We start from the raw sequence: 22,079 nt of genomic DNA on the forward strand, positions 1-22,079 counted from the left end.
GATGGAGAAAAGTTTAGATGTAAAAGGAAGTATATTTTTCACAGTAGATAAAGTTATTCTTTTTTTAGCAATCTCTTTAGCAACGTTTCACTTATACACAGCATCTTTTGGGATTTTACCAGGGTATTTTCAATCAGCTGTTCACTGGGCGTTAATTGCAAGTATTATCTTCTTAATTAAACCACTCAAGTTTAAATACTCTAAGTTTATTGATGTCCCCTTAATTCTCATTAGTTGGTGCATCTCTTATTATCTGATTACGGTTCAAAAAGATTTAGTGATGAGAGCTGGGGCATACACGGATCTAGAAGTATTACTAGGGATTCTGGCTATTCTTATTGCACTTGAAGCTGGCCGGAGAACGGTAGGGTTAATTCTTCCGATCTTTTGTTTAGCTTTTCTTCTATACGCCCTGTTTGGAAACTACTTTCCAGGGATGTTTCAAACCGCTAACTTCTCCATTAGCAGAATAGCTCCTTACTTGTATACAGGTAGTGACGGGTTATATGGACAAATTATTCTTGTCTCTGCTCAGTTTATCTTTTTGTTTTTATTATTTGGTGCTGTCCTAAAGCTAACTGGAGCAGGGAACTTCTTTGTTGATCTAGCCTATTCAGTAGCTGGAAAAATATCAGGTGGACCAGCACAGGCGGCAATCTTATCAAGCATGTTAATGGGAACTGTGAATGGAAGCGGAGCAGCCAATGTAGTGACAACTGGAACCTTTACAATTCCATTAATGAAAAGAGTAGGATATAAAGCCAAGTTTGCTGGTGCTGTAGAAGCAGTTGCATCAAATGGTGGACAAATTATGCCACCAGTTATGGGAGCTGTGGCTTTCCTAATGGCTGAAATTACAGGGCTTCCATATGTCGATATCCTTAAAGCAGCATTGATTCCAGCCATTTTATATTTTGTCACACTTTCTAGTTGTGTTTATTTTATCGCGAAAAAAAATAATTTTAAGGGATTAGAAAAGAGTGAGTTACCGAGTTTTAGAGAAACCTTATTCAAAGGTTGGGTATATTTGCTTCCATTAGGGACGTTAGTATTTTTACTAGTACAAGGATTTAGTCCGCAAAAGGCGGCATTCTACTCCATAATTTTGGCCATCCTTATAGGTTTCATTAAAGATCGAAAGAATATGACTTTACCTAACATAATGGCAGCTTCACGTGATTCAGCTACGGGGATTATGCCAATTGCAGCAGCTTGTTTACTAGCTGGAATCATCATGGGTGTAATTCAATTAACTGGACTTGGAATCAAAATTAGTGGAATATTAGAGTCTATTTCTGGTGGGAACCTTCTGCTCGCTTTGTTATTAACGATGTTTACGAGTATCATTTTAGGGATGGGTTTGCCAACATCTGCAGCTTATTTAATTCTTGCAGTATTAGTTGCGCCGGCGTTAGTAAATATGGGGATTCCCGTAATCGCTGCGCATTTATTTATCTTATACTTTGGAGCACTATCAACCATCACTCCTCCGGTTGCGTTATCGGTCTTTGGAGCAGCGGGTATAGCTGGTTCCAATGTGTGGGAGACAGGGGTTGAATCAGTGAAGCTCGCCTCTGCCGGGTTTATCATTCCGTTTATTTTTGCATATAACGATGTTCTTTTATTAAACGGAGAGATGGGTGATATAGTGCTGTCAATTTCCACAGCATTACTAGGTTGTCTAGCCTTATCAGCTTCCGTCACAGGTTGGTGTATCAAAACGGTTGGAGTCCTATACAGAATCCTGTTCTTAACTAGTGCCATCTTTTTGATTATTCCTTCGCCATTTTATTGGAGTCTAATCGGCTTGGGGATGGTCACTATATTATTAGTTTCGCTTTTCATAAATAGAAATAAAGAGCAAGCATATTCATATACTGCTTAGTGTGGAGAAGTGCCAAGAAGTGTAGAAGCTGTTCGTACGTTTCCTTTGAGTCTGCTACATTTCTATAATAAACTTCAATATCAATCCGGTTACCTGTGGATTATTAAGACGGCATTTTATTTAAGTTAAGCATTTTTATAAAGAAAAAAGTGGATAACCTCCTGTTTATACAGAGGGTTATCCACTTTATTTAGGATATATACAAGGAATCGGTAAGATGATTTGAGTAGCATGTAGATATCCACATGAATAAAGCATGTTGGCTAAGAAAGATATATCCACTTAACTATACCTTTGTGGAAGCACAAGAACCGTCCCCGCGCTTCCCTAGCAACTTCTCAAATTCTCCAACTGGTGTTGGCTTGCTGAAAAGATATCCTTGGATCTCGTCACAGTTCATTTGTTGCAGTAGAGCAAGCTGTTCTTCAAGTTCTACCCCTTCTGCGACCACTTTCATCTTCAGTTGATTAGACAGTTGAATTACAAACTGGATGATTGCCTGGTTATCTAACGATGTATGAATATCGTTAATAAAAGAGCGGTCCAGTTTAATCGTGTTAAATTTATATTTTCTAAGATAACTTAGTGAAGAATAACCTGTTCCAAAATCATCAATGGCGATATGGATACCGAGTGCCTTAAGAGCTTCTAACTTCTCTACTAAATCGCTGTCGTGATTAAGGATCAGACTTTCTGTGATTTCGATCTCAATGGACGTTCCTTTTACTTGATGTTCTCGTAAGATCGAAGCTACCGTATCTACTAAGCCTTTTTGTAACATTTGTAAGGCTGAAAAGTTTAGAGAGACGATAATTGGAGGGAATCCGTTGTGTTCCCACATTTTTACTTGCTTGCAAACCGTCTGTAGAACCCACTCTCCAAGCGGAACAATTAATCCGGTTTCTTCGGCTAAAGGGATAAATTCAAACGGAGACAAGATTCCTTTTGTAGGATGGTTCCAACGAATGAGTGCTTCTGCTCCGACAATTTGACGAGTTTTAGAGTTAACCTTTGGTTGATAATAAAGTTCAAACTCATTGTTTACTATCGCTTTTCGAAGTTCATTCTGTAACGTGAATTGTTTGAACGACGTTTTTTCCATAGCTGGCGTGAATACCTGGTAGCTATTGCTTTTGCTATTTTTTGCGGCATACATCGCTAGATCTGAATTTTTCATAAGAGCTGATAATTCTTGGCCGGAGTCAGGGTAGATTGTAATGCCGATGCTTCCAGTCACATAGAGTTCATAGTGGTCGATAATAATTGGAGCCTCAAGTTTTTGTAAAATGTTAGCCGCAAGTGTTTTTGCATAACCTACGTTTGCAACTGCAGGGGCTAATATTAAGAATTCATCACCTGCCATCCTAGCTACTACATCTTTTGCAGAGACAAGATTAAGAAGAATGTGTTTGATTTTTTTCAAAACTTGATCGCCGATATTATGGCCTAGGGTATCATTGATAAACTTAAAACGATCAATATCAAGAAATAGAACCGCTAATTGACTGTTTTTTCTCTTAGCTTCTAGTAGCTCTTCTTCTAATCGTTCTTCAAACAAACGACGGTTTGGCAACCCTGTTAAGTAATCATGGTAAGCCATGTGATGAATTTTATGCTGGGCTTGTCTGATTTCTGTGACATCGTGATAGTTGATCACAATTCCATTAATATCTGGGTCTTCAACTAGATTGTTTGAAATGACATGGAACATTCGCCATTGACCATTTTTATGACGGATTCTAACGTCAAGGTCCTGAGGCTCATCAGGATGAGATAGTAAATGGCTGATACGTTCTCTAACCATCACAACGTCATCTGGATGGATGATGTTAAAAATAGGGCCTTCTAATTCGTTTGGCTTGTATCCTAGCACCTTTTCTACGGACGGACTTCGGTAAAGGACCTCACCACTCGGAGAGAGAATACTGTTAACCGTACTAGAGTTGGTTAACAAAGATTTGAAACGATTATTTTGCTGTTGAATCTGGCAATGGAGTTTGATTTCAACCGTGATATCTTTCGCAATTCCGAGTATCCCAAGCAACTCCCCATCTTTGCCGAGAAGAGGGACTTTGCTCGTAATAATCGTTTTTTCTTGTCCATCCTCAGCAAAAATTCGTAGCCGCTCTTCTTTTAACACCTTTCCTTCAAGAGTTTCGACAAACCCACTTTTCGCAAGTTCTAAATCATGCGGGTGGACGAGGTCAAGAAAGTTAGTATTGAGATAACGGTCGCCGGGTCCTACTAAAGTGGAAAAACCATGATTATAATCTATGAAAAGCCCTTGTAAACTAATGACGTAAATGGCTTCAGTGAAATTTTCTAGTAGTTCTTTATATGGGTAATTTTTTCTTTCGATATATTGTTCGATGTTGGTGTTAAGTTCGCTCATAGGTACCCCTCAGTTATCATAATTGATTTAAAAGAACTAATTCTAAATACCCTTTTTTAGGGGTGTACAAACATGGGAGTTGTTGGAAAGAATATGAGTGATCAACTCTAAAATCGGATAAATCGCTATTATATTATCGGAAATGTTTGTGTTGAATTTTAGCTTTTTTAAAAAAGGGGTCTGACCCCCAGTCATTTACAGCGTTAGTGTGTTAAAGAGTTCTATTGCTGCGGATCGGTTCAGTAGAATATCTACCTTCAGAAAAATCAATTATCGACATTTTTTTCCTAAAAATGAAACCATTTCAACTGCATATCGTATATAGTAGAAGAATAGTTTCAAAGATAGACAAAATTTTAATGTTCGAGGTGATGCTTGATGATGGGTACGATTTGGTTTTTTCTAACTAGTATTTTTCTATTTGTCTTACTGATTGTGGCAGTGATTGGTTTTATCATTTTCAAGAAAAGGTATAGAACGGCCAGTTCGAATCAGGCGTTGATTATCACTGGGCCTAAGCTTGGGAATCCAGAAGAAGACACAAGGATTTTCTTTGATGAGAATGGTAGAAGTTTGAAGATTATTCGTGGTGGTGGGATTCGTTTGAAGATGTTTCAAACGTGTACGCCGGTTGATTTGAACTCGTTTCAAATTAAATTAACAACACCTAAGGTTTATACATCTCAAGGGGTTCCCGTTATTGCCGATGCGGTAACGTCGGTGAAAATTGCCGATTCTTTAATTGGAATTGCAAACTATGCAGAGCAATTTTTAGGGAAGAAAGATAAAGAGATTGAAGAAGAGGTTTCAAAAGTGCTTGGGACGAATCTTCGTGCGATTTTATCGAAAATGACGGTTGAGGAAATCAATAATGATCGTGAATCATTTAACCACCAAGTACAAGATATTGCTCAACAAGAATTGGATAATATGGGCTTTAAAATTACATCGTTTGGTTTGGACGATCTGCGTGATGCGGATGAGGAAAATGGATACTTAGAAAACTTAGGACGCCCGCGTATTGCGGAAATTCGCAAAAAAGCGGAAATGGCGGAGTCCGATGCTGAGAAAGAAACAAGAATGTATAAAGCGCGAAACAACCAAGAAGCACAAGACGAGGAGAATAAACGTCTAAGTGCGGTTGCGGAGTCTCGTAAAGAGAAAGATATTAAAGCCGCTCAAATTAAAGAAGAAACAGAACGAGCAAGAGCGAAGTCAGAGCAATCCTATGAACTCGAAAAAGCAAGACTTGCGCAGCAAGTAAAAGAAGAAGAAATGAAAATTCAATACATTGAACGCCAACGCCAGGTTGAGCTCGAGCTAGAGGAGCAAAAACGTCGTAAAGCTTTAGCGGATGCGAATGCCTATGATATTAAAGCAAAAGCAGAAGCTGAAGCTGATAAAGCAAGAATCGACGGGGAAACAAAGACGTTGATCGAAAAGCAAAAAGGTTTGGCAGAGGCTGAAGTTATCCGCGAACGAGGTCGTGCTGAAGCTGAGGCGAAAGAGCTTATGGCGCAAGCAATGGAGAAATACGGCGAAGCGGCGATTCTCGAAATGTTTATCGACATGCTTCCTAAATACGCTCGTGAAGTGGCACAGCCTCTATCTAAAATTGAACAGATGAGAGTTATCGACCTCGGTGGGTCTGATTCAAATGGCGGAGCAGCTAAGATCACTGGTAATGTTACGAAAACGATGGTTGGCTTACAAGAGAGTTTAAAAGAAAGCACAGGAATGGATTTAAAAGCCATGCTTGAGAGCTTTGTGTCGCGCGGGCAAGCAGATCATTTCAAGACGTTTGTCTCCCAGGTTGCAGCTGGAGATGAAACGGAAGAGAAGGCGCAGTCGGTTGATGAGGAAGGATCTGAAAGTGATGTAGTGGAGAATGAGGATGATGAGGAAGGGAATAGCAAGCTTAATTAGGATAACTGTAAAGAATAAAACTAGAAAGATTCCTTTTTCTCTTCTAAGGATCAAACACTTCTCTAATAATGAAATAGGACAGTATCTCTACTGACTGTTATACAGTTAGTAGAGATTTTTTTTGCATCTAGAGTAGATAAAGATGGCGCAATTAGGATTATCGAAGCTAACCTTACCGATTGTTGAAATAGTTAAAAGTTTGGGTTTGCGGCTATCGGAAAAGATAAAAATATTCACAAAAAAACTGTCTCACAGCTGAATTAATGCTGTTGAGACAGTTTCTTTTATCTCCCAAATAGAAAGTAATTATCTTCTAATCGAAAAAGTTTGAGATTCTTTAATTGTTTTAACACCGTCTAATTCAATAGTGATAACCGCTCTATATTGACCTTCTTCAAGATTCTTAGTAGAAAGATTGAAAATATATTGGTTATCTTTTGCATCATAGCGGAATTCGTTTCCTGTTGATGCTGCAGATGTAGACGTTACTTCGACTGGTTCACTGTTTGAGCCACTTCCAACGTGTACAAGATGAAGAGTTGATTTTGCATCACTAACATTCTTTGTACCATCAGCAATCTGGAACTTCACAGGTATTGTACTATTTCTCTTAAATGTACTATTACCATTTTGGTTGATTGGTTGAAGTACACCACTGTACTCGTAAACTTGGTACGTAAATGAACGAGTAGCTGAGTTACCAGCCTTGTCTGTTGCTGTTACAGTGTACGAATGAACACCAGTTTTTGAAGTGTCCAGTTCTTCTGCAAATGTAACTGATTCTGGGTTATCTTCAGTAACATCCGGTGTTAACGATACGCGTTGTCCAACTAAGAAACGTTGTCCATCTTTTAAGCCATTAACGCCATTAATAACTGGAGATGTGTTATCAATCGTGTAAGTGATTGACTCTGTAGTTGAGTTACCAGCAACATCTGTAGCGGTTACTTCTAAAGTATGGGTTCCTTCAGATGTTTCCAGCTCATCAGCTTCAACGGTAACTGAATGTTTATCCGTAGCTTTATAGTAATGCTTGTGTCCATCTAACGCCTTGTTGAAAGCTTCGCTTGTGTAATGTTTTCCGTTCTCAAGGTTAAATGTTACCTCTGGTGCTGTGTTGTCTAATGTGTAAGTAATAGATCCCGTTGTTTCGTTACCAGCTAGATCAGTAGCAATGACGTCTAACTTATAAGTACCATCACCGTTTGTTACTAAATCATCAGCTTCTAAAATAAACTCATGATGATTATCTGTTACAGTAAAGTAAGCTCCAATTGTATTTAATGATTGTGAGTTGTACACACCATTAGCAACTAAATTAAACGTTAGTGTTGGAGGTGTATTATCGACTGTATATGAAATCGTCAATGAATTTGTATTACCCGCTTTATCGGTAGCAGTTACGGTGTAATCATGTGTTCCTTCTGTTAGAACGAATGGAGTAGCATTATCTGATGCTGGATTGGCATCGTTAATCCGATATACATTACTAAGACTTCGTAAATAATCAGCATTGTAAAATCCGCCGTCTTTAATTTTTCCTTGATCAATAATAATCTCAGGAGGAGTATTATCAATATGATATTGAACAGAAACAGATGTTTCATTACCAGCTTTATCAATGGCCGTTACTGTTGCAGTATGAGGTCCATCAGTAGTTGCTAAAGGAGTAGCATCGACGTCATAAAGATTATCGTCAGTTGCTGTCCAATACTGTCCAAGTGCCTCTAAAGCTTCAAGATTGTAATAGTTACCTTCTTCTAAAGTCACAGTAACTTCAGGTTTTGTATCATCAATTGTGTATGTTGCAGATTGTTCATTCTCATTTCCAGCTAAGTCCGAAGCGCTGACAGTAAGTGTATGCTCTCCTTCTACAAAATTGAGACCTTGTACTTCAATAGAATCTTCTATTAAGTTATCATCATCCACTTCATAGTAAGGGTTAAATTCTTCAAATGCTTCTAAAGTGTAATGACCCTCATCTTCAAAAGTGAAAAGGATCTCAGGTACAGTGTTATCTACTGTATAGTTAATTTCTTTTCGTGCATCATTGCCAGCTTTGTCAACTGCAGTGATTACAGCTTTATAAGTACCTTCTTCAAGTTGTAACTCACTAGCAGAAACGCTATCTTCCACTAAGTTTAAATCTGTTACATTATAATACTGACCTAAACCTTCTAATGTTTCGGCATTATATACTCCGCCATCAACAAGGGTAGAAGTGATAACTGGTTCTGTATTATCTACCGTATAAGTTACAGAAGCTTGTCCGATATTTCCGGCAACATCGGTAGCTGTTACTGTAACCGTATGCTCTATTTCAGCGTAATTGTTCCAACCAATGACATTAGTTGTGTAATCATGTTCTTCTTCTACATCAAATACTACGTTTTCTGGAAGATCTTCAGACTTATAGAATCTACCATCTTCAGGTGCCGTGATTGTAACCTCAGGAGCAGTATCATCAACTGTATACGTAATTGCTTCTGTTGTGCTGTTACCGGCAGCATCCATTGCTGTAACAGTAAGTGTATGAGTTCCTTCAGATGTTTCCAATTCATCAGCCACTACACTGACTACTTCATTGTTGTCAGAAGTTGTGAAGTACTCCTCTGGAAGGTTCTCTGATTTATAGAATCCGTTATTTACTAAATTAAACTCAATTTCAGGTTTTGTATTGTCAACGGTGTATCTAATTGATGTACTAGCTGGGTTTCCAGCTTTATCAATAGCATTAACATTAAAAGTATGTGTGCCTTCTCCTGAATTAAAAGGACTAACACTAACTGAATCTTCGTCCAAATTAAGCTCAACTATAGTAAAGAAATTTGTAAGACTATTTAAGTAGCTAGCGGTATAGAACCCACCATTTGCGAATTTTTCCGCATCAATAGTAATAACAGGAGCCAAAGTATCTACATGGTATGTTACTGTTCTAGTAGTTTTATTGTCAGCTTTGTCAGTAGCTGTAACTGAAGCGTTATGTTCTCCGTCAGCAGTTTCAAATCCAGAAGGAACTACAGATTCAAGATTTATATCAGTAACAGAGTAAAATTCTCCAACAGCACTTAATGTTTGTTCATTGTAATACTTATCATCCTCTAAATGAATAGTTACAGAAGGAGCTGTATTATCAATGGTATAACTAGCTGAACCACTATTAGAGTTTCCAGCTAAATCAGTAGCACTAACAGTAACACTGTGTATTTCCTCTAACAGTGAAGCCTCATCCGCTTCAATCGATTTGGTATCTAAGTTATCATCGTCTATTTCATAGTAAGGATTAAACTTTGCAAATTCAGCCGAAGTATAAAAGCCTTGATGATTAAATTTGAAGCTTATTGATGGTACTTCATTGTCGACAATATATGTGATTGACTTTTTAGCTTCGTTACCTGCTTTATCTCTTGCGTTGATTTCGACGGTTTGACTTCCCTCTTTATCAAATACTAAAGAAGCTGCTGAATAGTCCAATAAATGGGGTTCATCAATTTCATAATAAATTCCGTCTTCAAAAGAACTAAGATATTCAGAATTATAAACACCGCCATCAACCAATGGAGAAGTAATTACTGGTGCTTGGTTATCCACTGTATACGTAACAGAAGCTTTTCCAACATTTCCAAAAGCATCAGTTGCCGTTACAGTCACTGTGTGAGTGCCATTATCAGTACTGTATCCACTGATCATAGTGGTATATGAACTATCGTCAGCTACTGTAAATTCTGGTTTTTCAGGTAACGCAGATGATTTGTAAAAGCCATTATTACTAGGATTATTAATAGTTACAACAGGTTCAACAGTGTCACTCGGAATGACTTTTACTTTAATATAATCAGGTACAGTATTATTTAGTTTATTTTGATTATGGTTACTTGTAATGTTAACTCTAATTGGTATTAAGTGCTCTCCTAATTTTGCATTATTACTAACACTTATCGTAGCTTTGGTTTCTCCAGTAGTATTGTTTCCATTAAAAGATATAGGCTGACTTGGTGCAGTTGTGGAGTGCTGATTTGCATTAATAACGTACTTTGTATCTACAGTAAATGTAGCATTTGCATTAGACCCATCTTTATCATTTACAACAGAAAGGTTAATCTTAAAATCATTCTCTGAACCTTGCTCTACAATGACATGTCCATTTTCAACCTCTGCAACGAATTCAGCAGTTGCTGTAGCAACTAATTCAGCAGCCAGCGCCGCTGCCGTCGGCAACAATCCCGACACTAAAAAAACAATAAACAATAACATGGTCTTTCTAAACATATTAAGCTTTCTTTTCATTCTTCTTCCTCCTAGATAAAGTACTCAACCTAAGAGGGCCGGTTACACCACTAGCTACGTATACCCCAAGGTGTCCAAACACAGGCTATACATCATCGCTTCCCTATTTTGGATAAATAGGACTTTGATCCTAACTATTTTAAGTGGCCACTTTGTAATTAGGTACATTGTCTATGTCCAAATTATATATTGACTTCTAGAAACTGGGAAGAGGGAATTCTTCGACAAGAATCGACGATGTTTAGAAGATTACAAAACAGAAAAACAGGAAAATAATACCTAAAAAATATACGGAGATTAATCGGGTTACACAAATTAATTAAAACAGCAGGATATTCGCAACTTAGATAACCATAAGAAAAACACCTCCTATTAATCGTAGAATCTTACCATTAATCAGAAGGTGTTTTTTATATGACAAATTTACATTTTACTTCGCTGTACTAGTCTTATTCGCAAATTTAAGTAGATCTGTTAGCACCGTGCTATAAGCCGTTAAATGCTTTTGAATTCTGCCTGGGTAGGTCGCTTCGATAAATTCAAGGGTATCATTTGACGTGTGCCAAATTCCGCCATGATCTGCGGTTTGGTCGTAGCCGTCTTGTTCGCCAATCTCCCAGTTGGTTGCTTCAAAGTAAGCATAAGGAATGCCCAATCGCTTGAACGGTGCGTGGTCACTCCAATCACCTGTTGTGCCTGCTGGATAAGCTGGGTTTAGACCCGGGTTGATTTGAAGATCAATTTTTTTCTTAGCCGCGATTGCTAATGCTTGATCACGTAAGAATCCATCTTCACCAGCGCTGCCATGAACATACATGTGATCACCAACAGCTAAGCTATCTAAGTTAATCATTGAAATAGTGTTTGCGATTTCAGCTTCAGTCATCTTGCTCGCATAGTAATTCGATCCTTGTAGCCCAACTTCTTCAGCTCCGAATGCGATAAAAACGATCGAGTAAGGTGTTTTGATTTTCTCTAGCACTTTAGCAGTCTCTAACATCACGCCAACACCTGATGCGTTGTCGTCTACACCTTTTCCAACAGAAACAGAGTCATAATGTGCCCCTACGATGATTTGTTGCTTCGATTTTCCTGGTTTGTATGCAATCACATTTGAGGATTTAAATTCAGCGCCTCTTCTTACATAAGTAAACTCTTGTACTTCTGTTTCAAAGCCCATTTGTTTAAATTGGTTGAAAATATATTGTTCTGCTAGTCTTTCATTTTCTGAACCTGCTATTCTTTGCCCAATCTCATTTGCTAAATATTTTGTGTGCTCATATGCCAATGACCCAGTCTTGTGGGTTAATGACGGATGATACGTGACCTGGGCTGAAACCCCGCCACAAATTAGGAGAAAACTAATAAATATTAATAAGGAAGAAACCAAAACTTTTTTCTTGTTCATTGTCATTTGCTCCTTTTAGATTGTGAATTTATTAGGGTTATTCTAACATGTTAACTTAAAATTGGAAATATTTTGTTTGGTGTAGTGATGGTTCTCGCACTTGCTATGCTATAATAGCTTTTATTCAAACTCTTATGCGATGCTAAGGAGCGGTAAGATGCTTATTCAGTGTACGAAGAAATTGTTAAATGAACTAAAAATAAAACCGACATCAGTGTCTGCGCAAGAAGACAGGCCATTGTTTTCTTGGCATGCCAATATTGTAACAATTTCGAGGAAAAAAACTGTTGTGTTGATGAACGATAGCAATCGTTATGTGATCGTTCTCCATGGCTTAAAGGCAAAGGATTTCACTCGAATAGAACAGATCATTTTGGATGCGATTCGTGAAGTATTTCGAAATGAGCAAATCAAAGAAGAGGTTATTGATAGGTATCTGTCTGAGGTTGGAGCACAAATTTTTACTGGAACAAAGGACCGAGCATCCGTTACCAAGCTGAACAAAGCATGTGAGCATGTGTTTTTTAATGAAGACATGCTTGTACATGGCTCCTTGATCCAAGCGGAGATAAGCAAGAAAGCTAGTCGATTTCTCGTTGGTAAAGGAAAAAGTGATTATGGAAAACCGAATGAGGACCTGTATCAAGATCTTGAGCAGTGGATGGGGACCTCAATTTTTTCAACGGAGGCAGTCGTCCTTCATGTTACGCTAGATTTAGACAACCATCATGTTTGGCGAAAAGTGGTAGTGCCTAAGGCGATTACTTTTCCTGGATTACATAAAGTCTTGCAAATTCTTTTTGGCTGGCAAGATTCCCATCATCATGAATTTAGTATTTACCAGGCAAAACCAGCTGGGCTAACTAGACGAGCTATCCCCGAAGACCGAAAGCCTGTTAGTCTGTTGGTTTGTTCGGAAGAAGCGCTTCATTATGATTCCGGTATTCCGATGAAGATGGAAACAGGTGAGAAATTGTCAGAGTATCTTCCAGCCGAAATCGTGTATTCCTATGATTTTGGTGATGGTTGGAGGCATCTGATTACAGTCGAGCAATTCATTGACGATTATAACAGGAACGTTGCTACTTGCCTTGGAGGAGAGGGGAATGCTCCGCCTGAAGATGTCGGTGGAGAGTGGGGCTATGATGAATTTCTCGCGATTATCTCTGATAAACAGAATCCTGATTATGAGCAGATGAGAGAGTGGGGACGCTACCAAGGCTATGAAGAATTTAACCTCGAGTTGTTGAATCGAAAACTAAAGGATGAGTAGAAATAGTAATCTTTCCTTGAAAAAGGACTTCCAGTCATTGTGACGAGAAGTCCTTTCTTTACTTTATCCACAACATTTCTTGAACTTCTTCCCGCTACCGCAAGGACAAGGATCATTTCGGCCGACCTTCTGTTTTGTTTGAAAGTCAATAACAGAAGCTTGCATAGAAGGAATGGGTTCAGTTGTTTTTTTCATGGTTTTGGAAATGTCAGCAGGCATATGGCCTTTAAGATCCCATTGTCTTGTGTGATTCATGAAGGTGATTAAGCTAGCCATCACTTGATTTGCTTCTTCCATGTCAGCAAATTCAAGATAACCTTGAAGAATCTCCATTACTTCAGAGGGAAGTGAGCCTGATCGAACGAAATCTTGACACTCTTCCACGATGTCGCTTGCTTCCGCTTTCGTCATAATAAAGTGACGAGTTAAAAATTGAAGAAATTGCTGGTAACTTTTATCTCGGTCAATAAAAAAGGGAGCTCCCGCTTTTAGCAACTGCTGCTTCGTAAAGGGATAATAGTCTAGGTTTGGTCTTGCTTCGTGTTCCTCTAACACTTTATCAGGTTCAGGCACTTCAACATGATAAAAACCATTGTGATCAATTTCAATTTCCTCATAATAATCAGAAGAATCATGGATAACATCGATGTATTCTCGTATGCTTTCGATCGTTGTATATTTTTCAAGTAAGGATAAAAGAGTACTGAATTCTAACGCTCCGTAATAGAACAGCATCCCGTGTGTTAAATGAATCCATTCGGTATTCTGAGCTATCGTTTTTTGAACTTCTTTGTCTTTTTCTAGATAGGAAAGTCGGTCAATTAAATCTGTTGGAATGGTTATAACATGTTCACCGTTGTACGTGCCTGTAAATAAAATCCCGCTAGTTCGTAAATATTCAATTTGTTTATATTCGAGAGCGGGTATTTTCATATACCCACCTTTTTGGATCACCTTTTTTACTAGACTGTACCGATCTCTATCAAACATTGAGAAAAGTTGTTCTAGCTGATTCGGTATCTCCTCTTCAATTAAAGAAATCAACTCGGCTTTTTTCAAGCTGCTTGCATTTGCAACCATGAAACGCTTGCGGATCGTGTGAAGGTCATCGACTGTCAGCCTAGACAGACCTTGGCTTAAAGTGAGAGGGACAGTAATTGGACTCCAGAATTTTTTGTTAACGTGTTTCTGCGCTTTCGTTAACTCCTTTGTGATCGCTTCGGTATCAACCCCAGCTTTTTTTAGTTCTTCTATGATCGACAAGGTAGTTTCCTCCTATCGGGTTAGTAGGTTACGATCTTCTTTTTTTCATAGTAAAGGTAGTTAGTAGTTAAGTAAACATGGTTAGTTGGATACAGGTAATATAGTTTTAGTAGTTTTTCCAGAAAAATAGGAATCTATACAATTCGTTAGAGGAAAAATAGTGTAGAAGATTTCTTAGCTTTCTATCTATTGTAATAGTACTTTTGGGAGGGGTGTAATATGGACTGAGATGTCCTAACAGAAAAAGGAAAGTGGTATTATAAATACATTATTACGAATAAAAATACTGAAGTGGTTCAGGTGAGTGTATAAAGAGTTTGTCTTGCTGTTACTAGAGTACCATTGAATTTAAAGGGGGGTTTGTCGAATTAATAGTAAAATAGTATTGTATAAATATTCTTTTCATTTGCGAAAGATTTTGCTAGAGTATGTAAGTAGAATAAAGAATGAAAGAAGGGTTTATATGAGAAAATGGATGTCAGTTATGGCAGCATTGATTATGCTGTTATCAATCATTACACCGACAGCGTTTCCGGCTTTGGCCAATCAAAGTGTGGAAGCGAGTGAGGCAATTGAACTAGAAGTGAGCCGTTCGTTGTTCTCCATGACTGAAGCTAGAACAGTAGAGGTTCAAGCTGACTTCGGTGAGGAAGTTGATTTAGAAAGTTTAGCTTTTACGTTTGGAGGAAAGAGTCTTGCTGAGTGGAAGCAATGGACAAGTGGGACAAATTATAACGGTAATCCTTGGATTAAAGTTATTGAGCAGCCAAGCTATGTTGACGGTACAACTGTTTTTAAAGCGACACTTGAGTTTGGGTTGCTTTATAACACTTCTAATTTATCAAACAGAACAATCCGTGTTCAGTATCCACAATTTATCGGTAACTATGAATTAGCTCTAGTAAACTCTGAGAGCGGAGCAAAAGCAGCAACTGAAGTAAAATTAAATGTGTATGATGAATTTCTTCAATATGATGAAATTAAACCAGCGCTTGATGAAGTGTTTGAAGCAGCGGAGGCAGACTCATCAAATGAGCGTTATCTAGAATATCAAACGGTTGGCAAATCAGCTGAAGGACGCGATATTCACTTCGTTATTTTAGCAAGAGATGAAGAAGCGGTTGATAAATATTTAAATGAAACATTGCCTACGGCTTTGGAAAATCCAGCTAGTTTACTAGAAAAATTAGAAAATGGAACAATGGGAGACTACCAGGTTCCAATTTGGTTTAATAATATTCACCCTGATGAAGTAGAAGGTGTGGATGCTCAGGTTGAATTGTTTAAGAAGTTTGCATTAGAACAAGAAGTTTCATTCAACAGAAACAATGACGGCGAGAGCGTCACTTTAAATGTTGATGAAGTGCTTGATGATGTTATTTTTCTATACTTATTTACAAGCAACCCAGATGGTAGAGTGGCTAACACGAGAGCGAATGCCAACGGATTCGACTTAAATCGTGACAATGCTTATCAAACACAAGTAGAAACACAGCAAGTGAATGAAGTGATTTCAAAATGGACACCATTATCGTTTATTGATTTGCATGGGTATGTAAATGGGTTTTTAATTGAACCAGGTACGCCTCCGCATAATCCGAATTTTGAGTATGATTTACTTTTCAACAATATGATGGGACAAGCCCATGCGATGGGTAAAGCGGGAACAGGTAACTCTAACTTTAACTCCTATTTTATTGCAAAAGAAGGATACGGTAGTGGTTGGGATGATATGACACCAGCTTACACCGCTATTTATGCGATGTTACATGGTTCTTTAGGGCATACGATCGAAGTACCAACTTTAAGCCAAAATGCTTATCGTGCTATGGTTGGTGTCGGCCTAGGTTCGACATTGTTTGTAACGGAAAACAAAAATGCTCTTTATGCAAAACAATTAGAAATCTTCAACCGTGGTGTGAACGGTGAAGATAATCGTGCGGTTGATGAATATTTTGTCAACGCAGCAGGTGAATCAATTGGGCGTGTTAGAGGAGAAAATGATAGCTTTTTCCCTGATTACTATGTGATTCCTACTGATGATAAGCTTCAAAAGAACAAGCTAGAAGCTCATAAAATGGTAGAGTATCTTCTTCGTAATGGTATTAAAGTAGAGGAAACGACGAAGAATACGGAAGTGAATGGTACGGTGTATCCGAAAGGGACATTTGTCGTACCTATGAATCAAGCAAAACGCGGTTTAGCGAATGCGGTTCTTTATGCAGGGGATAATGTGTCAGATTGGGGAGCAATGTATGATCCAATCGTTGTTAATTTCCCGGCTTTAAGAGGGTTTGATATTGTGGACGTTCGTGAATCTGGTGCGTTCTCAGATGTGACAAAGACAGTCGAAGTGGCAAGCCTCCCGACTGGCGATTTCACTGGTAACACACCGAAACAAATCCTACAAAATACGAATAACGATACAATCAAGTTAGTGAACGAGCTATTAGCTGCAGGTAAAAATGTAGAAGTAGCGATGGAAACTAATGCACGTGTCAACCAAGGTGACTTTATTGTTGAAACGAAGGACCTTCGTCCATATGCAGATAAGTATTATTTTGAGACATTACCTTTAGGGAATGGGCAAAATGTGAAGACGAATAAGTTGGAACAGCCTAAGGTGGCTGTGACTGGATCGCAGCAGTTATTATTCTCATTAAGACAATTAGGTTTCAATATCGTTTCTGTTGCTGATTCGGATGTTGTGGTTAGTGATGGGACCACGTTTGATGCAAATCAAATTCAAGGAAAAGCGTTTATTGGAACAGGGATTTACCCAATTAATGCAGTTCGAAATAGCGGTGTTCTTTCTGGTTTTACATGGGATTACACAAGAGCTAATCATGAGGGTCTAGTAAAGGCCAGTCTAGCTGATAATTTGCTTACTTCTGGTTATTCGTCAGACGAACTTCTTTATGTAACAGAGGGAGCCTGGATTAATAGTGTTCCTGAAGGAGCCGATGTATTGGCATCATTTAGCGAAGCAGATGATTTCTATGTTTCTGGTTGGTGGCCGGGTAACAATAGATCACAAGGTAAAGTTATGGCATTTACGAAAGATCTAGATTTTACCTCAATCACACTATTTGCCAACTCTCTAGCATTTAGAGCTCATACGGAACACAGCTATCGTTTACTCGCTAATAGCATTTACGCTTCTGTTGGTTCTGAAGTTGAACAAAAACGTAAAGCGCAAGGTAAGGCGAAAGCAAAAGGACAAGAGGTAACAGTAGAAAGCAGTAAGGTAAAAGTAGAAAAAGCGAATGGAAAAGTGAACGCGACAGTTACGAAAGACGCATTTGCTAAAGCTGCAGCATCTAAGCAAACTGTAGACGTTGTAGCTGTAAGTGTTGAAGGTCAAGCTTCAGATAACGTAATTGAAGTTCAAATTCCAGCGAGCGAGATTAAGAAGCTTCAACAATCACAAGCAAATGCTAGAATTGACATTCAAACAGCAAAAGGATCTTATGTATTACCATTAGCTGATATTAACTTAGGTAAAGTAGCTAAGAACAACGGCAAAGACTTCACAATCTCGATCAGCATCGAAGTAGAAGAAGAAACTCACGGTGAAGGACGAGAGCAAGAAGAAATCATTGTTGAAAACAGCACTGTAACAGTGACTGCTTTAGTAGGAAATGCAAAAGTAGAGATTACAAGCTTTAAGTCGTTTGTTGAGAAAGAATAGTGGATGAGATGAGTTGAGATGAGAAGACAAAAGAGATGCACGCCTATGGCGTGCATCTTTTCTTTTTGGGTGCCTCTTTTGTGGTGCCTTTTTGGGATGCCTGACCCCCACCACGTTAAAGCTTTAAAGCGATGGGGGTCAGACCCCGCAAAAAGGGCACTTTAAAAAGTTTTTGAAACTTTTTCCAAATTATCCCGTATATGACTATGAAAAGAGAAATTAGGAGGAGTTTTTATGTCAGAAACTGTTAAAGAAACACAAGAGCAAGTGCCGGGTAATAGGAAGCCTTCGATTTTGAAGTTTATTACTCAACCTACAGAGCAATTTTATGTGATGAAAGAAAATCCGAAAGTACTTATTCCTCTCTTACTTGTGACCGTTGTGTATGCAGTCTGGGCTGCGGTGTTTACTTTTCTATCAGATTTTGAAATTCTAATGGGGGGTGCTTCTGTTGATGAGGCTGCTTTATTAGAGGGAATGGAATCGTTCATTAGAATGAGCACTCTTATTACCACCCTTTTTGTGCCAATCGTTGGGGCGTTGATTGGGGCGCTTATCATGTGGATTGCGGTGAAATTAACAGCGGGAGATGCTACGTATAAGCAGATGTTCTCTCTTAATGTGTTCATCATGTTAATTGGAGGAATTGGATTAGTCCTGAATGTGCTATTAACGACGTTATTTAATTTAAATCCTGCTCAGATGATCACGGGATTAACGGTGTTCTTTGACCCTTTTGAGCCGATTTACGCGCTTGTAAGTTTGTTTGAAGTATTCTCAATTTGGGCAATTATTTTAACCGTGATGGGTCTACGAATTGTAGCTTCAATGAAACCGGCGACTGCTTGGATTGTCACACTCATTATTACGGTTGGTGGTGCGTTCATTAGCTTTTTAACTGCTGGAGCAGGAATGTAGGTGGTTAAGGTGAAGAAAAAAATATGGATTGGATTAGCGATTACGGTACCTATTATTCTTTTTTCAACGATTGGAGTGATTCAGTCTTCGAGTAATCAGGTGATGGAAGTGAAAACGGCGCAACCTCAAATCGAACGTGTGAAGCAAGAAATCATGGTTCCGGGAGAGATTGATTTAGCTAAGGTGGAGCATATTCCTTTTAAGAGCGCAGAAGACTATAAGCTCCTTGTTGAGGAAGGGGAAGAGGTTGCCGAAGATGCTCCTCTAATTGAGTATTCTAGTGAAGACTTAGACTTCGAAAAAGAGCAGCTCGCTCTTCAGATTGAAGCAGGTTATTTACGAATCAATCAAATAGGAAAGCGTGAAGACCATTCACATGAGGAACAGAAGAAATTAGAAAAAGAGATTGGTAGAGACAAGGCTAGAGATCATTACCGTGCTGAACGTGATCAGCTAGAATTTGAAAAACGAACTGCTAATCTAGATCTAAGGCAACTGTTAAATCAGAAAGAGCAGCTTGAGAAAAGGACGGAAACACTCGTGGTGAAAAGTCCTTTGGCTGGTGTGGTGATGAAGGTGACAGAAGGCAGTGAGGGCACTCTGACGATAGGGTCACGAGATCGCTTTATTGCTACAGGGAATCTATCAGAATATGATTCTCTTGAAATCGAGAAAGGTCAAGAGGTTGAGATTTCTTCTGATGCTATTTTAGATCAAAGATGGACTGGAGTAGTCACCGATATTGATTTTTTTCCGTCTCAAAACGAGTTGGAGGCAACTGGGATTAAATATCCTTTTACAGTCAGTGTAGAAGAGGATGAAACGACCGTTTTACGTCCCGGGTATCAAGTGATTTTAAATATTATGACGGATGAGCGTGAGGCATTAACAGTACCGATCTCCGCCGTGCAGCAGCATGAAGACACCACGTACGTTTATATCGTTGAAGAAGGCGTGGCGAACAGACGGGAAGTAGAACTTGGTCTGATCTCTGATGGGAATTATGAGATCAGATCGGGATTAGACGAATCAGTTGAAGTGGTGGTCGAAATACCAGCTGGACTCCGGGATGGATCGGAAGTGGTTGTCATTGATTAAACTTGAGAAAATCACGAAAAATTATCGCGTTGGTACAGAGAAAGTGGCGATATTGAGAGATATCGATCTCACGATTAATCAAGGAGATTTTCTGGCGATTATGGGGCCATCTGGTTCAGGTAAGTCGACATTAATGAATATCATTGGTTGCTTAGATGCTCCTAGTTCTGGGCGATACATCTTAAGAGGGGAAGATATTTCAAGTTATGATGACGAAGGGCTAGCTAAGGTCCGAAATCAGCAAATTGGCTTTGTTTTTCAGCAATTTCATCTATTGCCGAGGCTGACGGCTAAAAAGAATGTAGAGCTACCGATGGTTTACGCAGGCATTTCCAAAAAAGAACGAGAAGAGCGAGCGGAGCAAGCGTTAAGTCGTGTCGGTCTTGCAGAACGGATGGATTATTTACCAAACTCGTTGTCGGGTGGGCAAAAGCAGCGTGTGGCAATAGCCCGCTCGCTGGTCAATGAACCGTCTATCATCCTAGCCGATGAACCGACAGGAGCACTAGATACGAAGACGAGTGAAACGATTATGGCGTTACTGACGGAATTAAATCAGGCTGGAACGACGATTGCTCTGGTCACGCATGAGCCGGAAATTGCTGATTATACACAACGAACGATTTATGTGCGCGACGGGCAACTAATGGACCGTGCCCACTCCGAGAGGGGGTAAGTCATTATGGGGATAAAAGAAAATATCATAATGGCGATCAGCTCGATCAAAGCACATAAGCTGCGTTCTGTTTTGACGTTGCTTGGAATTGTGATTGGCGTGGCAGCTGTTATTATCGTCGTAGCAATTGGCCAAGGTGGGGAGGCGATGTTGAAGTCCTCGATCGCAGGAGATGGCAATACATCTGAGATTTATTATATGCCTTCTAATGAGGAAATCCAGTCGAACCCTAACATTTGGAATGAGCCTGCGTTCACGTTAGAGGATATACGCGAGCTTGGGTCGATTAGCACGATCAAAAATGTTGTTGCTACGAGCTATGAATATAGTACAGTGCGCTATCAAACAGACACCGTTGAAGCATCTATTAATGGAATCAACGAAAGCTATCTTCAAGTTCATCGGCTGAATGTGAAGGAAGGTCTGTCATTGCAACAAGTCGACTTTTTGAGCGGAAGGCGAGTGGCACTTATTTCTCATTCTCTTGCTGAGGAGCTTTTTCCGGAACAGTCTGCAGTTGGAAACGTTGTTCGAGTCGCGAATCAACCAATTGAAATAATCGGAGTTTTAGAAGCTCCTACAGGTATTTTCGCTTTTGGTGTTCAAGAGGTGTATATGCCTTGGGAAACGTGGCGAAATGTTTATAGTAAAAGTGAATTCAATCAAGTGACGATTCAAGCTAACTCATTAGATCAGTTACAAGAGGCAGGAGAAGAAGCGGTCTTGATGTTAAATGCAAGAAAAAATACAGAAGAAGCTTATCAAGTGATGAATATGGAAGAGATTGCGGAGGGGATTGGCCAGATTACAAGAATCATGACGCTGATTATCGGAGGCATTGCCGGGATTTCGCTGTTTGTTGGTGGGATCGGGGTGATGAACATTATGCTCGTTTCTGTATCAGAGAGAACGCGAGAGATCGGGATAAGGAAGTCGTTAGGTGCGACACGACAACAGATTCTTGTGCAATTCTTAATTGAATCTATTATTCTCACGCTTCTTGGTGGATTTTTGGGCATTCTTATAGGAGGAGGAATTGCTACCCTGATTTCCTTCTTTGCCGGATGGCCATCGCTATTATCTTGGCCAGTAATTATCGGAGCACTTCTGTTTTCGATGATTTTGGGTATCGTTTTTGGGTTACTACCAGCCAATAAAGCGGCAAGGTTGAATCCGATTGAATCGTTGAGGTATGAGTAGGGAGAGAAGCAAGAGTAGAACGGCGGTCACGACCGCCGTTCTTTTTTTTGGGGGGGGTCTGA

General features: G+C 39.2%; 12 protein-coding genes and 1 riboswitch. Of the genes, 8 read left to right on the plus strand and 4 right to left on the minus strand.

What is annotated here, in order from left to right:
* The first annotated feature begins 1 nt into the window (after position 1).
* A complete protein-coding gene (locus JCM9157_RS09645; RefSeq protein WP_052013054.1) occupies positions 2–1,885 on the plus strand; it encodes a TRAP transporter permease in 1,884 nt (627 codons plus the stop codon).
* Between the two features lie 286 nt (positions 1,886–2,171).
* On the opposite strand, the gene JCM9157_RS09650 is transcribed toward JCM9157_RS09645, so the two are convergent.
* A complete protein-coding gene (locus JCM9157_RS09650) occupies positions 2,172–4,277 on the minus strand; it encodes a sensor domain-containing protein (RefSeq protein WP_052013055.1) in 2,106 nt (701 codons plus the stop codon).
* A 381-nt stretch (positions 4,278–4,658) separates the two neighbouring features.
* On the opposite strand from JCM9157_RS09650, the gene JCM9157_RS09655 reads away from it, so the two are divergent.
* The gene (locus JCM9157_RS09655) at positions 4,659–6,203 is read left to right on the plus strand and encodes a flotillin family protein (protein ID WP_052013056.1); all 1,545 of its coding nucleotides are present in this window, start codon (positions 4,659–4,661) and stop codon (positions 6,201–6,203) included.
* A 306-nt stretch (positions 6,204–6,509) separates the two neighbouring features.
* On the opposite strand, the gene JCM9157_RS09660 is transcribed toward JCM9157_RS09655, so the two are convergent.
* Positions 6,510–10,490: an Ig-like domain-containing protein gene (locus JCM9157_RS09660; RefSeq protein ID WP_035664222.1), complete on the minus strand. Its 3,981-nt coding sequence runs from the start codon at positions 10,488–10,490 to the stop codon at positions 6,510–6,512.
* A 28-nt stretch (positions 10,491–10,518) separates the two neighbouring features.
* Positions 10,519–10,602: riboswitch (cyclic di-GMP riboswitch) on the minus strand.
* Positions 10,603–10,920: 318 nt separating this feature from the next.
* Positions 10,921–11,898 (minus strand): M28 family peptidase, encoded by a 978-nt coding sequence (locus JCM9157_RS09665; protein ID WP_035664225.1) that lies wholly within the window; start codon positions 11,896–11,898, stop codon positions 10,921–10,923.
* A gap of 157 nt (positions 11,899–12,055) precedes the next feature.
* On the opposite strand from JCM9157_RS09665, the gene JCM9157_RS09670 reads away from it, so the two are divergent.
* Positions 12,056–13,171 (plus strand): plasmid pRiA4b ORF-3 family protein, encoded by a 1,116-nt coding sequence (locus tag JCM9157_RS09670; RefSeq protein ID WP_035664227.1) that lies wholly within the window; start codon positions 12,056–12,058, stop codon positions 13,169–13,171.
* A 63-nt stretch (positions 13,172–13,234) separates the two neighbouring features.
* Here JCM9157_RS09670 and JCM9157_RS09675 read toward each other — a convergent pair whose 3' ends face one another.
* On the minus strand, positions 13,235–14,434 hold the full coding sequence (locus JCM9157_RS09675) for an SEC-C metal-binding domain-containing protein (RefSeq protein WP_035664229.1): 1,200 nt from the start codon (positions 14,432–14,434) through the stop codon (positions 13,235–13,237).
* 463 nt (positions 14,435–14,897) lie between these two features.
* Between JCM9157_RS09675 and JCM9157_RS09680 the strand changes: the two genes are divergently transcribed.
* From JCM9157_RS09680 to JCM9157_RS09700, 5 genes are all read left to right on the plus strand, one after another.
* Positions 14,898–18,125 carry a M14 family metallopeptidase gene (locus JCM9157_RS09680; protein ID WP_081734121.1) on the plus strand — a complete coding sequence of 1,076 codons (3,228 nt, stop codon included), beginning with the start codon at positions 14,898–14,900 and terminating at the stop codon, positions 18,123–18,125.
* Positions 18,126–18,359: 234 nt separating this feature from the next.
* Positions 18,360–19,043 carry a YknW family membrane protein gene (gene yknW, locus JCM9157_RS09685; protein ID WP_035664231.1) on the plus strand — a complete coding sequence of 228 codons (684 nt, stop codon included), beginning with the start codon at positions 18,360–18,362 and terminating at the stop codon, positions 19,041–19,043.
* A 9-nt stretch (positions 19,044–19,052) separates the two neighbouring features.
* Positions 19,053–20,141, plus strand: a complete 1,089-nt coding sequence (locus tag JCM9157_RS09690; protein ID WP_035664233.1) for an efflux RND transporter periplasmic adaptor subunit — start codon at positions 19,053–19,055, stop codon at positions 20,139–20,141.
* Positions 20,134–20,817: an ABC transporter ATP-binding protein gene (locus JCM9157_RS09695; RefSeq protein ID WP_035664234.1), complete on the plus strand. Its 684-nt coding sequence runs from the start codon at positions 20,134–20,136 to the stop codon at positions 20,815–20,817. Before JCM9157_RS09690 ends, JCM9157_RS09695 begins: the two co-directional genes overlap by 8 nt.
* A gap of 6 nt (positions 20,818–20,823) precedes the next feature.
* A complete protein-coding gene (locus JCM9157_RS09700; protein WP_035664236.1) occupies positions 20,824–22,017 on the plus strand; it encodes an ABC transporter permease in 1,194 nt (397 codons plus the stop codon).
* The last annotated feature ends 62 nt before the right edge of the window (positions 22,018–22,079 follow it).

Source organism: Halalkalibacter akibai JCM 9157 (assembly GCF_000513135.1).
GTDB classification, from domain to species: Bacteria; Bacillota; Bacilli; order Bacillales; family Bacillaceae_D; genus Halalkalibacter; species Halalkalibacter akibai.

Coding starts and splice junctions, on each gene's coding strand:
- JCM9157_RS09680 (WP_081734121.1), top strand. CDS start 14,898: ATGAGAAAATGGATGTCAGTTATGGCAGCATTGATTATGCTGTTATCA.
- JCM9157_RS09645 (WP_052013054.1), top strand. CDS start 2: ATGGAGAAAAGTTTAGATGTAAAAGGAAGTATATTTTTCACAGTAGAT.
- JCM9157_RS09655 (WP_052013056.1), top strand. CDS start 4,659: ATGGGTACGATTTGGTTTTTTCTAACTAGTATTTTTCTATTTGTCTTA.
- yknW (WP_035664231.1), top strand. CDS start 18,360: ATGTCAGAAACTGTTAAAGAAACACAAGAGCAAGTGCCGGGTAATAGG.
- JCM9157_RS09670 (WP_035664227.1), top strand. CDS start 12,056: ATGCTTATTCAGTGTACGAAGAAATTGTTAAATGAACTAAAAATAAAA.
- JCM9157_RS09665 (WP_035664225.1), bottom strand. CDS start 11,898: ATGAACAAGAAAAAAGTTTTGGTTTCTTCCTTATTAATATTTATTAGT.
- JCM9157_RS09650 (WP_052013055.1), bottom strand. CDS start 4,277: ATGAGCGAACTTAACACCAACATCGAACAATATATCGAAAGAAAAAAT.
- JCM9157_RS09700 (WP_035664236.1), top strand. CDS start 20,824: ATGGGGATAAAAGAAAATATCATAATGGCGATCAGCTCGATCAAAGCA.
- JCM9157_RS09660 (WP_035664222.1), bottom strand. CDS start 10,490: ATGAAAAGAAAGCTTAATATGTTTAGAAAGACCATGTTATTGTTTATT.